This window comes from Acidovorax benzenivorans (genome assembly GCF_028680575.1).
GTDB lineage: Bacteria > Pseudomonadota > Gammaproteobacteria > Burkholderiales > Burkholderiaceae_C > Acidovorax > Acidovorax benzenivorans.
Map to the genome: position 1 here is coordinate 23,460 of NZ_JAPCKI010000003.1, position 12,817 is coordinate 36,276.

Sequence of the window (12,817 nt, forward strand, 5' to 3'; positions counted from 1 at the left end):
CCATGGTGCTCGCCGCTACACCTCAAGTTCGCCGGTTTGGCGCCGATACAACTCCCAGAAGAGGTTCTCACAGACCTCAATAAACACTACAAACTGGGACGGAGCATTGGCATGGCATCCACGATCAACACCAACGTAGCGTCTTTGACGGCGCAGCGCAATCTGGGCATGAGCCAGACTTCGTTGAATACTTCCATTCAGCGTCTCTCGTCCGGCCTGCGCATCAACAGCGCCAAGGATGATGCCGCCGGCCTGGCGATTTCCGAGCGCTTCACCAGCCAGATCCGTGGCCTGAACCAGGCTGTTCGTAACGCCAACGACGGTATCTCTCTGGCGCAAACCGCTGAAGGCGCCTTGAAGGCTTCCGGCGACATCCTGCAACGGGTGCGTGAACTGGCTGTGCAGTCGGCCAACGCCTCCAACAGCGCTGGCGACCGCCAGGCCCTGCAACAGGAAGTGGGCCAACTGGTGTCCGAACTGGACCGTATCTCGCAAACCACGGAATTCAACGGCTCCAAGCTGCTGGATGGAACCTTCGGCACGCAGCAGTTCCAGGTGGGGGCCAATGCCAATCAGACCATTGTGGCGGCCACCGCCAACCTGCGTACCGGCGTTTATGGCAACAACCAGCTGATTGCATCCGGCGCCGCTCAGCAGGTGTACGGCCCCGAGCCCGCAAACGCCTATGGAACCAACGGCGTGAGTGCGGGCTCCGTGCTCATCAATGGAGCCCTGGGCTCCGGGACCGCAACCATCAATGCGAATGCCTCATCCAAGGAGATTGCGGACCAGATCAATGGACTCGCTGCGCAAACGGGGGTCAAAGCCCAGGCACAAACCAACCTCCAGCTGACTTTCAGCGGTGCAGGGACCTATTCCCTGACGCTGCAATCGGACAACAGCAGCAAAATTGATCTGTCGTTCTCTTTGAATGGTGGTACGGGCGCCTCCAATCTGGCGGCAGCTGTCTCTGCCATCAATGACCAGTCTGCCAAGACGGGTGTCACGGCCCAGGTGAACGAGGGGGAGACGGGCATTGTCTTGGGCAACCGCAGCGGGAACAACATCCTGGTGGGTGACCGTACGAACCAAAGTACCGGAACCGTGAACGTTCAGAAGATGGTGGATGACGGTGACGGGGGGCTTGCGCTAGTGGGTGCGCCTGCCAACTTGATGATTGGCCCCCTGGACGATGCGGTTGTCGTCAGCGGCTACCTCACGCTGGACTCCGACAAGTCCTTTGCCGTCGATGCGACAGGGACCAATGCTTTGGCTGATGGCAGCTCGGGCCTGGAGAAGGTGGCGGACCTGGATGTCACGACCTTTGCCAAAGCCACCAATGCGCTCAAGACGGTGGATTCGGCGCTGAGCTTCATCAACGGCGAGCGTGCCAAGCTCGGCGCCTTGCAGTCGCGCTTTGAAACCTCGATCAGTAATCTGCAGGTGACCTCCGAGAATCTGTCGGCCTCACGCAGCCGCATTCTCGATGCCGATTTTGCGGCCGAGACCGCCAACCTCTCACGCGCGCAGATCCTGCAGCAGGCGGGCACGGCCATGGTGGCGCAGGCTAACCAGTTGCCCCAGGGGGTATTGGCGCTTTTGCGGTAAAGCGCCGCATTCCCTTGTGCTGGCCATGTATTGGGGCTTCGCAGGCCTGGGCACATCGCCACCCCTGCACGCGCAGGACTGCCTTATTTCGCGGCTTGGCCCTTGCCGGGCAGCCGCTGCAACGCCACCGTTTTCACCAAGTCCCAAGCCGCCTGCGCCACGGGCGAGAGCGCGCGGTGGCGCCGGTGCACCAGCATGATCTCGCGGTCCACGCGCGGCACCAGCGGGCGCACCACCAGCCGCGCCAGGCCTTCGGGCGGCAGGGCCAGGGTGGGGATGACCGAGATGCCCAGGCCCGCGTCCAGCATGCGAAAGATGGTGGTGGGGTGGCCCACCTCCTGCGCTACCGTGCAGGCCACGTTGTGCTCGGCCAGGGCGCGGTCGATCAGGCGGCGGCTGCCGGAGTCGTGGTCCAGCAGCACCAGCGCTTCGCCCTCCAGGTCGGTCCAGCGCACCTGGCGTTTGTGGGCCAGCCGGTGGCCGGGCGGGCAGGCCAGGCAAAACGGCTCGGTCAGGATGGTTTCGCAGTGCAGCGCCTCGCGCTCGCTGGGGTCAATGACCACGCCAAAGTCCACCTCGCCCGACAGCACACTGGCCAGCACCGCGCTCTGGATGCGGTCCAGCAGCACCAACTGCAGCCCCGGCAGCACGCGGTGGCACTCGGCGATGCAGTCGGGCATGAGGTTGGCCGACAGCGTGGGGCTGCTGGCCACGCGCACGCGGCCGCGCCGCTCGGTGGCCAGTTCACGCACATCCAGCAGCGTGTTCTCCAGCTCTTCCAGCACGCGCGGCAGGCGCGCCGACAGGCGCTGGCCCGCATCGGTCAGCGTCACTTCGCGCGTGGTGCGGTTGAGCAGCTTCAGGCCCAGCTGGGCTTCCAGCTCGGTGATGCAGCGGCTCACGGCCGGCTGGGTCAGGCCCACCACATCGCCCGTGCGGCTGAAGTTGCGGGTAGCGGCCACCGACTGGAAAACAAGCAGCTGGCGCAGGGTGATATTCATGCAGCAGAATCATAAATCCATCAGAGAAATCCATTTCTCTTTGGAATGCGGCTGCGGTCCAATGCGTGGCTTCGGGCTCTGTCTGCCCCATGTTTCTGTTTTTTTGCGCCGCTGCTGCGCCGTCACCCATGGCCCGTTCCCGTTTTCTCCCCGACAACTTCACCCTGGCCTTGCTGGGTACCGTCACCCTTGCCAGCGTGTTGCCTGCATCGGGCGTGGCGGCCCAGGCGCTGGAGGGGTTGACCGTGGCCGCCGTGGCACTGCTGTTCTTTTTGCACGGGGCCAAACTCTCGCGCGATGCCATCGTGGCGGGGCTCTCGCACTGGCGGCTGCATCTGGTGGTGGTGGGCGCCACGTTTGTGCTTTTCCCCTTGCTGGGCTGGGCGCTGCGGCCGGTGCTGCTGCCGCTGGTCACGCCGGGGCTTTACACCGGCATCCTGTACCTGTGCGTGCTGCCCGCGACCGTGCAGTCGGCCATTGCGTTCACCGCCATGGCGCGTGGCAACATGCCTGCGGCCATTTGCAGCGCGTCGGCGTCCACGCTGCTGGGCATCGTGATCACACCGCTACTGGTGGGCCTGTTGCTGCCCGAGGCACAGCAGCAGGCGGGCGCTGCGCAGCACGACACGCTGGCCAACATCGGCCGTATCACCTTGCAGTTGCTGGTGCCCTTTGTGGCGGGCCACCTGCTGCGCCCATGGATCGGCGGCTTTGTGCAGCGCCGGGCGGCAGCGCTCAAGCTGGTGGACCAGGGCTCCATCCTGCTGGTGGTGTTCACCGCTTTCAGTGCGGCTGTGGTCGAGGGGCTGTGGCGGCAGTTGCCAGCGTCTGCGCTGCTGGGCCTGGTGGTCGTGTGCGCCGTACTGCTGACCCTGGCGCTGGTGACCACCACCTGGGTCGCGCGGCGCATGGGGTTCTCCAAGGAGGACGAAATCACGCTGGTGTTCTGCGGCTCCAAGAAGAGCCTGGCCAGCGGCGTGCCCATGGCCAAGGTGCTGTTTGCCTCGCACGCGGTGGGCGCCATCGTGTTGCCCATCATGGTGTTCCACCAGATGCAGCTGATGGTGTGTGCAGTGCTGGCGCAGCGCTATGCGCGGCGCGGTATATAGGGTGTATTTGCTATTATTTGTATAGCTACATGCGCTTATTCCATAAGCGCTTGAAGCCAAAATGGTCTCAAGCTTGATCGTTCAGTGCGCGCAGGCGGCTGGGCGCCAGGGCACCGGCCGACTCCAGGATGGGGTAGGCCACCGAGCACAGCAGCGAGTTGATGCGCTTGAGCTCGCTGATCAGGTCGATGTGCAGTGAGCTGGTTTCAATGCTCTGCACCGTGTTGTCCGACAGGCGCGCCAGGTGGGTGGCCGAATACGCATGCTCCAGGTCGCGAAAGCGCGCTTTTTCTTCGAGCAGCTTTTGTGCGTCACGCACGCTGCCGTTGAGGAACACGCTCATTGCCAGCCGCAGGTTGTCGATCAGGCGGGCGTGCAGTTCGTTGATCTCTTCCATGCCCGCTTCGGAGAACTGGCGGCCCTTCTTGATCTTCTTGTCCTCGATGTCGATCAGCACACGCTCGATGATGTCGCCGATCTGCTCCATGTTGATGGTGAAGCTGATGATGTCGGCCCAGCGGCGGCCCTCGCGCTCGTCCAGGGCCTCGCGCGAGATCTTGGTCATGTAGTACTTGATGGCTGAATACAGGCCGTCCACCTCGTCGTCGAGCTTGCGCAGGTCCTGCGCAAGTTGCAGGTCGTCGGTGCGAATCACCTTGTGCAGGCCCAGCAGCATCGATTCGACCACGTCGGCCTGGTGCAAGGCCTCGCGTGCGGCGCAAGAGATGGCCAGGGACGGCGTGGCCAGGGCCGACGGGTCCAGGTGCTGAGGCCGGGTGCCAGCGGCGGCCTGTGCGTTTTCGACAGGCAGCAGGCGCTGCACCGCGCGCGCCACCGTACCCGTGAGACCGATGCAGACGATACCCACCACCATGTTGAAGGCCAGGTGGAACAGCACCACCAGAGCGGCGGTCTCGGGCACGTGAGGGCGCACATGCTGCAGCCACAAGCCGGTGAGGGGCGTCATGATGAGCACGCCAATGATCTTGAAGAACAGGTTGCCCAGCGGTACCTGGCGCGTCTGTACGTTGGACTTCATCGTGGTCAGCACGGCCAGCACGCCGCTGCCCAGGTTGGCACCCAGCACCAGGCCCAGCGCCACCTCAGCCGGGATACCGCCCGAGCCCGCCAGCGCCGCCGTGAGCAGCACGGTGGCAAGGCTTGAATACGCCACGATAGCCAGCACGGCGCCGGTGAAGATCTCCAGCAGCAAGTCGCTGGTGAGCGCCGAGAGCAGCGTGCGCACGGTGGGCGACTGGGTGAGTACCGTGGTCGATTCGGTGATGAGGCGCAGCGCCAGCAGCATCAGCCCCAGGCCAATCAGCACGCGGCCCACACGCCCCACGGCCGTGTCCTTGCGCGAGATGAACAGCACCACGCCCACAAAGATGAACAGTGGCGACAGCCACGACAAGTCCATCGAGAACACCACGGCCATCACGCTGGTGCCCACGTCGGCCCCCAGCATCACCGCCAGCGCCGCAGGCAGTCCCACCAGGCCCTGGCCCACAAAGGACGCCACGATGAGCGCGGTGGCCGTGCTCGACTGCACGACAGCGGTCACGCCGATGCCCGACAGCACCGCCGTGAACCGGCTGCTCACGCTGTGCGCAATGAGCTGGCGCAGGTTGGCGCCGAAAACCCGCAGGATGCCGGTGCGCACCAGATGGGTGCCCCAGATCAGCAGCGCCACGGCTGCCAGGAGATTGAGGAGATGCTTCATGAAAACCGCTGTTTCTTCTTCTTGTGATGGGCGCAAACCCGGCTACGACCAGACCCCGTGGGTCAATGCAAGAACCGCGCGCACTAGACTGTCATAAAACTGACACATAAGCATACTCCTGAATCCATAGCGCTGGAGCAGATGCCCATGTCGGTGCTGGGTGCGTTGCTGTGCCCCAAACAGCACGGCCCGCATGCAGCGGGCCGTCTGTGGGATGAGCGCCTGGGTGTCTTCAGCGCTCGCGCCGCACCCTCAGCAGCTCATCCAGAATCAGGCAGGCCGCGCCCACCGTGATGGCCGAGTCTGCCAGGTTGAACGACGGGAAGTACCAGCCCGCATAGTGGAACTGCAAAAAGTCCACCACATAGCCGTGCATGAGCCGATCCACCACGTTGCCCACCGCCCCGCCCAGGATGCTGGACAGCGCAAAGCTGAACAGCTTCTGGCCAGGGTGGGCACGCAACTGCCACACGATGAAAATCGTGGCCACCACGCCGATGCCGGTGAACAGCCAGCGCTGCCAGCCGCCCGCGTCCGACAGGAACGAGAAGGCCGCCCCGGTGTTGTGCGCGCGCACGATGTTGAAGAAGCTGGTGATGAACGTGGAGTCGCCCAGCTGGTAGTGGTTGAGGATCAGCGTCTTGGTGATCTGGTCAGCCCCCAGAAGGAACACTGCCCACGCCAGCCAGGGCCACATGCCGACGCCGGAGCGCGCGCGCACCATCAGGCGTGCGCACGGCTTTCGCCGTCGCCGTACAGGTTGCTGGTGCAGCGGCCGCAGATGGTGGGGTGTGCGGCATCGCTGCCCACATCGCTGCGGTAGTGCCAGCAGCGCTCGCACTTGGCATCCGAACTGGGTTTGACGCTGATTTGAAGGGCGTCACCAGCTACCAATTCAATAGCAGAAGTGATGAACACAAACTTCAGGTCGTCGCCCAGGCTGGCCAGCAGCGCATGGTCTTCGGGTGCAGCCGTGAGGGTGGCGGTGGCCTGCAGCGAAGAGCCCACCTGGCCGGCGGCGCGCAGGGCCTCGATCTCCTTGTTCACCGCATCGCGGATCTCGCGCAGGCGTGCCCACTTGGCCAGCAGGCCTTCGTCGGCACCGGCACCCACCCCGGCCACGTTGCCGTAGGTCTCCAGGAAGATGGAGTCGGAGCTGCCGAACACCTTCCACGCCTCTTCGGCCGTGAAGGACAGGAACGGCGCCATCCAGCGCAGCATGGCGTGGGTGATGTTGTAGAGGGCGGTCTGCGCGCTGCGGCGGGCCAGGCTCTTGGGTGCCGTGGTGTACAGGCGGTCCTTGAGCACGTCCAGATAGAAGCCGCCCAGGTCTTCCGAGCAGTACAGCTGCAGCTTGGCCACCACGGGGTGGAACTCGTACACCTTGTAGTGCGCCAGCACCTCGGCCTGGAACTCGGATGCGCGGGTGAGCGCGTAGCGGTCGATTTCCAGCATCTGGTCGAACGGCACGGCGTCCTTGGCCGGGTCGAAATCGCTCACGTTGGCCAGCAAAAAGCGCAGCGTGTTGCGGATGCGGCGGTAGGCGTCCACCACGCGCGCCAGGATCTTCTCGTCGCCCGCGATGTCGCCCGAGTAGTCGCTGGCGGCCACCCACAGGCGGATGATCTCGGCGCCCAGCTTCTTGTTGATCTCTTGCGGGTCGATGCCGTTGCCCAGCGACTTGCTCATCTTGCGGCCCTGGCTGTCCACGGTGAAGCCGTGGGTCAGCAGGCCGCGATACGGCGCGCGGCCTTCCAGCGCCGAGGCCAGCAGCAGCGAGCTGTGGAACCAGCCGCGATGCTGGTCGTGGCCTTCCAGGTACAGGTCGGCCTCGGGGCCCGTGTCGTGGTGCACGTTGGGGTGCGTGCCGCGCAGCACATGGCTGAAGGTGGAGCCCGAGTCGAACCACACTTCCAGGATGTCAGTGCTCTTGGTGTAGTGCGGCGCATCGGCAGCACCCAGGATCTCTTCGGTCGTCACGCGGCTCCAGGCCTCGATGCCGCCCTTTTCGACGATGTCTGCCGCCTGGTCCATGATTTCCATGGTGCGCGGGTGCAGCTCGCCCGAATCCTTGTGCAAAAAGAACGGGATGGGCACGCCCCAGCTGCGCTGGCGTGAGATACACCAGTCGGGCCGCCCGGCGATCATGTCATGCAGGCGGGCCTTGCCGTTCTCGGGGTAGAAACTGGTGTGCTCGATGGCATCCAGCGCGATCTGGCGCAGCGTCTTGGCGGGCTTCATGCCGGGCTGGGTGAATACGCCTTCGCCCTCGTCCATGCGCACGAACCACTGGGCGGCCGCGCGGTAGATCACCGGCGTCTTGTGGCGCCAGCAGTGCGGGTAGCTGTGCGTGATGTCCTTGGTGGTCATCAGGCGGCCCGCATTGCGCAGGGCCTCGATGATGACGGGAATGGCCTTCCAGATGTGCTGGCCGCCGAACAGCGGGAAGTCAGCCGCGTAGGTGCCGTTGCCTTGCACGGGGTTCAGGATGTCGTCGAGCGCCATGCCGTGGGACACGCAGGAGTTGAAATCCTCCAGCCCGTAGGCGGGCGAGGAGTGCACGATACCGGTGCCGTCGTCGGCCGTGGCGTAGTCGGCCAGGTACACGGGCGAGAGGCGGCGGTAGCCAAAGCTGCCGTCCTCGCTGGCCACGTCGTACAGCGGGTGTTCAAACGTGAGGCCACCCAGGTTCTTGCCCAGGGTGGTGGCCAGCACGCTACCGGTCAGGCCGTAGCGCTCCAGGCACGAAGCGACCAGCGGCTCTGCCACGAGCAGAATGCGCTCGCCCGTGTCCACCAGCGCGTAGGTGATCTCGGGGTTCAGGTTCAGCGCCTGGTTGGCGGGGATGGTCCAGGCGGTGGTGGTCCAGATGACGACGAACGCGTCCTTAGACAGCGACGGCAAGCCAAAGGCAGCGGCCAGCTCGGCGGGGTCGTGCGACTTGAAAGCGACGTCCAGCGTGGTGCTCTTCTTGTCCTGATACTCGATCTCGAACTCGGCCAGCGACGAGCCGCAGTCAAAGCACCAGTACACGGGTTTGAGGCCGCGATACACAAAACCGCGCTCCATCACCCGCTTGAAGGCGCGGATTTCGCCTGCCTCGTTGGCGGGGTTCATGGTCTTGTAGGGGTTGTCCCATTCACCGAGCACGCCCAGGCGCTTGAAGTCCACCATCTGCTGCTCGATCTGCTCGGTAGCGAACGCGCGGCTCTTGGCCTGCATGTCGTCGCGGCTCAGGTTGCGGCCGTGTCTCTTTTCGATGGCGTTCTCGATCGGCAGGCCGTGGCAGTCCCAGCCGGGCACATACAGGGCGTCAAAGCCTTCGAGTTGGCGCGCCTTGGTGATCATGTCCTTGAGGATCTTGTTCACCGCGTGGCCCATGTGGATCTGGCCGTTGGCGTAGGGCGGACCGTCATGCAGGATGAACTTGGGCGCGCCGCAGCGGGCGTCGCGCAGGCGCTTGTACAGACCCTTGTCTTCCCAATCTTTCACCCAGCCCGGCTCGCGCTTGGGCAGGTCGCCACGCATGGGGAAGGGGGTGTCGGGCAGGTTCAGGGTGCCGCGGTAATCCGGGGCGGTGGCTGCGGTGGTACTGGCGTTGTCGGACATGAGGGAGCCTTAAAACGGGGCATTCCGGGGCAGGCCCGGAGCAATGCGGGGAAACAGGGAGCGAAACGCGAGAGGTGTCGGGCCTGCGGGGCAGGCGCTGCGCAGGCAGCCCCCTAAATTCGGTCGCGCGTGGTTTGGCGCCGGGTCTCGGTGTGGTTGGGAGCGGCGTGGGCCGATGCAAAGTAGGCGCGCGCATCCGCACAGTCTTTCGCAATACCCGTCGTCAGGGCATCCAGACTGTCGTACTTCAGTTCGTCGTGCAGTTTGTGCAGCAGTTCCACGCGTACGATTTTACCGTACGCCCCTTCGGCACCCAGTTCGGCGGGCCACTGCAGGCAATGGGTTTCCAGCAGTACGCGGCCACCGTTCACGTCATTGGGGTCCAGCGAGGGGCGCACCCCCAGGTTGGCCACGCCCGGCAAAGGCTCGGCGGCAAGGCCATGCACCAGCACGGCAAAGATGCCGCTGGCGGCGGGCTTCCAGTGCGCAAAACGCAGGTTCAGGGTGCGAAATCCGTCGCCAACTCCCTCGGCGGTAGCACCCAGTTCGCGCCCCAACTTGCGGCCATGCACCACATGGCCGCTGATGGTGTAGGGCCGCCCCAGCAGCCGCGCGGCAGCCTCCATATCGCCCGCCGCCAGGGCCTGGCGCACGGCAGAGCTGGACACACGCAGTCCATGCACCTCGTAGCTGTTCATGCGTGCCACGTCGAAGCCCTTGGCTTGCCCTGCCGCGTCCAGCATCGTGTAGTCGCCCGCGCGCTGGCGGCCGAAGCGAAAGTCGTCGCCCACCAGCACGTAACGCGCGCCCAGGCCACGCACCAGCACCTCGTCGATGAACACTTCGGGCGGCTGCCCGGCCAGCCGGGCGTCGAAGGGCAGCACCACGGTCTGCTGCACGCCGCAGCGGGCCAGTTCGGTGAGCTTGTCGCGCAGCGTGCCAATGCGGGCTGGTGCCAGTTCGGGCTTGTGGTGGACCCCGGCAAAGTAGTCGCGCGGGTGGGGCTCGAAAGTGAGCACACAGCTGTTGACCCCCCTGTGTGCCGCCTCGCTGTTCAAAAGGGCCAGCATGGCCTGATGACCCCGGTGCACGCCATCGAAATTACCGATGGTCAGCGCACAGGCATCGGCGATGCCAGGGTGGTGGAATCCGCGAAAGATCTTCATCGGTTTGCTATGGTTTTGATAGCAGTCTGCGCAGGTGCATCAAGCGCAGGACGCCAATTTGTCATGAAAACGGAGTATATTGTGACCCACGAGTTGCCCAGCGCAGGGCTGCCCGCGAGACATCTGCGTTCCGAATCCTTGTGTACTTTGTGTTCCAGGAGGCGTGTTTTGAAGGTCTTGAAGCTGTCAGCCCAAGGGCTGCCCCAATCGTGGATTTCACTCGAACAGGCGGTGATTCACTACGCCGCTGGAGAGGTGCGCTGGGAGTCCGGCGCCCAGATCGCCCGGTTCCGGGGCGGGCACAACGCCATCACGGGTGAGCAGTCGGTGATCGCCATCAACAGCATCATCGGCACCAAGGGCGTGCCCAGCATCAACCCGTTTGACCTCAAGCCCAGCCTGACCAACAGCAAGCTCTTTGCCCGCGACCGCAATGTGTGCGCCTACTGCGGCGGGCATTTCCATGAAGAGCACCTCACCCGCGAACACATCGTGCCCTTTGCGCGCAACGGGCAGGACCACTGGATGAATGTGGTCACGGCGTGCCGCCCCTGCAACCACCGCAAAGGCCCGCGTACACCCGAGCAGGCCCACATGCCCCTGTTGTACGCGCCTTATGTGCCCAGCCTGTGGGAAGACTTCATCCTGCGCAACCGGCGCATCCTGGCCGATCAAATGGAGTTTTTGATGGCGCACGTACCAAAGTCGTCGCGTCTGTTGGCTTAGTTGGGGGAGCGGCCAATACGACCCTTCTGACGTCGTTGCTCCGTCTTGCCGTAGAGGGTCTGTTCACACTGTTTTCGGGGTCGCGAAGGCTCTTGCCGGCGTGCCAATCTAGGCGTGCGACGCCGCGTGTGCTCATGCCCACGCAAGGAGCGCAACGACGAGTGGCGCGCCGGCAAGGGCCTTTTCTTCGGGTTGCCCGGCCTGGGGGCCGTCTGCGGCGTTGCCCGCGCTTGCAAGGCATCAGCCTTGCTGCGCACGGTCGCCTAGCATGCCGCCCCCAGGCCGGGCAATGCGATCCCCGAAAACAGTGTGAACAGGCCCTAGCGTACTGTCTGCGACGGAGCGCCTAGCCATAAGGGCCGTCTTGACCCCTCTTGGCGGGTGCTGAGAAGAATGCGGTACCGCCCAGCGCCCTGTCCTTCAATACGTCAATTCCAGAAACACCAGGTGGCCGCTGGCCGCAGGCCAGGTCTGGCCCACCACGCGCTCGCCGTTGAACTCTGCCGCGATAGCGCGCACCCCGCCCGCAGGCTTGACCTTGGCCGAGGCCACACCGGCACCGGCGGGCACACCAGCGGGCGCTGCTCCGTCCAGCAGCATCTTGTCGCGTGCCGGGTCCAGGTAGCCGCGCGGGCGGGTCAGTGTCACAACGCTCTCGGCGCCTTTGTCGGCATCGGCCATGCGCTCAGCGCGCAGGTGGATGAGGTCACTGCTGCGCGGGAAACCGCTGCGGTAGATGTGGGTGGTGGCATAGCCGGGGGCGGTGATCACGAACTCGATGGGCGAGCCGGTGGGGACGGGCAGCGGTCCCCATTGGCCATCCGCGCCCACGGTCTTGCGCAGCAGGGCGCTCCCCAGGCGGGCGCCGGTGGCGGCGTCGGTCGCGTACACCTCCAGCTGTGCTCCCGCCAGGGGCAGGTTGTTGCTGAAGCTGCCGGTCTTGGGGTCTGCAGAATCCACGCCCAGACCCGTGATCTTGCCGTTCAGGACGGCAGATTTTTCGGCCGCAATCTCGGTCCGTACCGGTGCCTTGCCGGTGATGAAGCGGTAGGTGGCTTCAAACGCGGCGGGGGAGTACGACGTCTCGCGGTGGTCGATGCGCGGGATCACCACGTTGGTGGCGCCCTTGAGTTCGGGGCCTGCGGCGGTCACGTAGGTAGGTTTGCCTTTCTGGCCGATCCACAGGCCATCGGGCTGGGCGAACTTGTCGTTGTTGTCCGAGCGGATCGTCATCCATTTCGCGGGGCCGCTTACCTCGTCGCCCGCCGCGTTCTTGGGAGCATTCAGCGCTTTGAGGAAGGGGCCGGTGCCCGAGAACTCGTTGCCTTCCCGAAACCCCGGAATCGCCCACACGCCATGGTTGGGGGTGCCGCCCAGGATGGCGTGGCTCACGGTCTTGTCGCCGCCGCCGTTGTCAATGTAGTTGCGGATGGCATTGCCGCCGCGCGAGTTGCCCATCAGCACCACCTGGTTGGCGCCAGTGGTCTTGAGCACCTTGTCCACCTCGGCCTTCAGGTAGGCCATGTGCTCTGCGGTCGACGTGCGGCCCGCTTGTGGCTTGGCGTCCTCATCGCGCGACAGAGGGTAGGGCACATCGATGGCGTGCAGGCGCTCGCGGGGCCAGCCGTTGGATTCGAACCGCCAGACGGTGGTCTGCCACAGCGCGGCGGTGTCGCCATTGCCATGCACAAAGACAATGGGCGGCGCTTCGGCCAGGCTGGGGCTGCGGGTGGCGCAGCCTGCCAGCGCCAGGCTGGCGGCCGCTGCGGCCAACAAAAGGGATCGGCGGGGCAGCAAGAAGGGGTGATTCATGGGGTGTCTTCAGAATAAAAAATGCCCGTGGATCGGGGAATCCACGAGCATCGTTGGTGGGTG

9 protein-coding genes are annotated in these 12,817 nt (G+C 64.8%); 3 read left to right on the forward strand and 6 right to left on the reverse strand.

Annotation, left to right across the window (positions count from 1 at the left end; genetic code table 11):
• The first annotated feature begins 111 nt into the window (after positions 1-111).
• Positions 112-1,608, forward strand: a complete 1,497-nt coding sequence (locus tag OIN59_RS06035) for a flagellin N-terminal helical domain-containing protein (RefSeq protein WP_274108133.1) — start codon at positions 112-114, stop codon at positions 1,606-1,608.
• A gap of 83 nt (positions 1,609-1,691) precedes the next feature.
• On the opposite strand, the gene OIN59_RS06040 is transcribed toward OIN59_RS06035, so the two are convergent.
• On the reverse strand, positions 1,692-2,609 hold the full coding sequence (locus OIN59_RS06040; protein ID WP_274108135.1) for a LysR family transcriptional regulator: 918 nt from the start codon (positions 2,607-2,609) through the stop codon (positions 1,692-1,694).
• Between the two features lie 128 nt (positions 2,610-2,737).
• On the opposite strand from OIN59_RS06040, the gene OIN59_RS06045 reads away from it, so the two are divergent.
• A complete protein-coding gene (locus OIN59_RS06045; protein WP_274108137.1) occupies positions 2,738-3,718 on the forward strand; it encodes a bile acid:sodium symporter family protein in 981 nt (326 codons plus the stop codon).
• A 67-nt stretch (positions 3,719-3,785) separates the two neighbouring features.
• Here the strand turns inward: OIN59_RS06045 and OIN59_RS06050 are convergent, their stop codons facing one another.
• The 4 genes from OIN59_RS06050 to OIN59_RS06065 all read right to left on the reverse strand — a co-directional run bounded on the left by OIN59_RS06050 (position 3,786) and on the right by OIN59_RS06065 (position 10,216).
• Positions 3,786-5,441, reverse strand: a complete 1,656-nt coding sequence (locus tag OIN59_RS06050; protein WP_274108139.1) for a Na/Pi cotransporter family protein — start codon at positions 5,439-5,441, stop codon at positions 3,786-3,788.
• Between the two features lie 232 nt (positions 5,442-5,673).
• The gene (lspA, locus tag OIN59_RS06055; RefSeq protein ID WP_274108141.1) at positions 5,674-6,138 is read right to left on the reverse strand and encodes a signal peptidase II; all 465 of its coding nucleotides are present in this window, start codon (positions 6,136-6,138) and stop codon (positions 5,674-5,676) included.
• 26 nt (positions 6,139-6,164) lie between these two features.
• Positions 6,165-9,050: an isoleucine--tRNA ligase gene (ileS, locus tag OIN59_RS06060; RefSeq protein WP_274108144.1), complete on the reverse strand. Its 2,886-nt coding sequence runs from the start codon at positions 9,048-9,050 to the stop codon at positions 6,165-6,167.
• Between the two features lie 113 nt (positions 9,051-9,163).
• The gene (locus OIN59_RS06065) at positions 9,164-10,216 is read right to left on the reverse strand and encodes a bifunctional riboflavin kinase/FAD synthetase (RefSeq protein ID WP_274108146.1); all 1,053 of its coding nucleotides are present in this window, start codon (positions 10,214-10,216) and stop codon (positions 9,164-9,166) included.
• Between the two features lie 168 nt (positions 10,217-10,384).
• Here OIN59_RS06065 and OIN59_RS06070 point away from each other — a divergent pair, with 168 nt between their 5' ends.
• Positions 10,385-10,942, forward strand: a complete 558-nt coding sequence (locus OIN59_RS06070; RefSeq protein WP_274108148.1) for an HNH endonuclease — start codon at positions 10,385-10,387, stop codon at positions 10,940-10,942.
• 420 nt (positions 10,943-11,362) lie between these two features.
• Here the strand turns inward: OIN59_RS06070 and OIN59_RS06075 are convergent, their stop codons facing one another.
• Positions 11,363-12,754, reverse strand: a complete 1,392-nt coding sequence (locus OIN59_RS06075; protein WP_274108150.1) for an alpha/beta fold hydrolase — start codon at positions 12,752-12,754, stop codon at positions 11,363-11,365.
• Between the last annotated feature and the right edge of the window lie 63 nt (positions 12,755-12,817).

Bases quoted from the DNA above. Each gene is read 5' to 3' on its own strand.
- OIN59_RS06035 (WP_274108133.1), top strand. From the start codon at position 112: ATGGCATCCACGATCAACACCAACGTAGCGTCTTTGACGGCGCAGCGC.
- OIN59_RS06040 (WP_274108135.1), bottom strand. From the start codon at position 2,609: ATGAATATCACCCTGCGCCAGCTGCTTGTTTTCCAGTCGGTGGCCGCT.
- OIN59_RS06045 (WP_274108137.1), top strand. From the start codon at position 2,738: ATGGCCCGTTCCCGTTTTCTCCCCGACAACTTCACCCTGGCCTTGCTG.
- OIN59_RS06050 (WP_274108139.1), bottom strand. From the start codon at position 5,441: ATGAAGCATCTCCTCAATCTCCTGGCAGCCGTGGCGCTGCTGATCTGG.
- lspA (WP_274108141.1), bottom strand. From the start codon at position 6,138: ATGTGGCCCTGGCTGGCGTGGGCAGTGTTCCTTCTGGGGGCTGACCAG.
- ileS (WP_274108144.1), bottom strand. From the start codon at position 9,050: ATGTCCGACAACGCCAGTACCACCGCAGCCACCGCCCCGGATTACCGC.
- OIN59_RS06065 (WP_274108146.1), bottom strand. From the start codon at position 10,216: ATGAAGATCTTTCGCGGATTCCACCACCCTGGCATCGCCGATGCCTGT.
- OIN59_RS06075 (WP_274108150.1), bottom strand. From the start codon at position 12,754: ATGAATCACCCCTTCTTGCTGCCCCGCCGATCCCTTTTGTTGGCCGCA.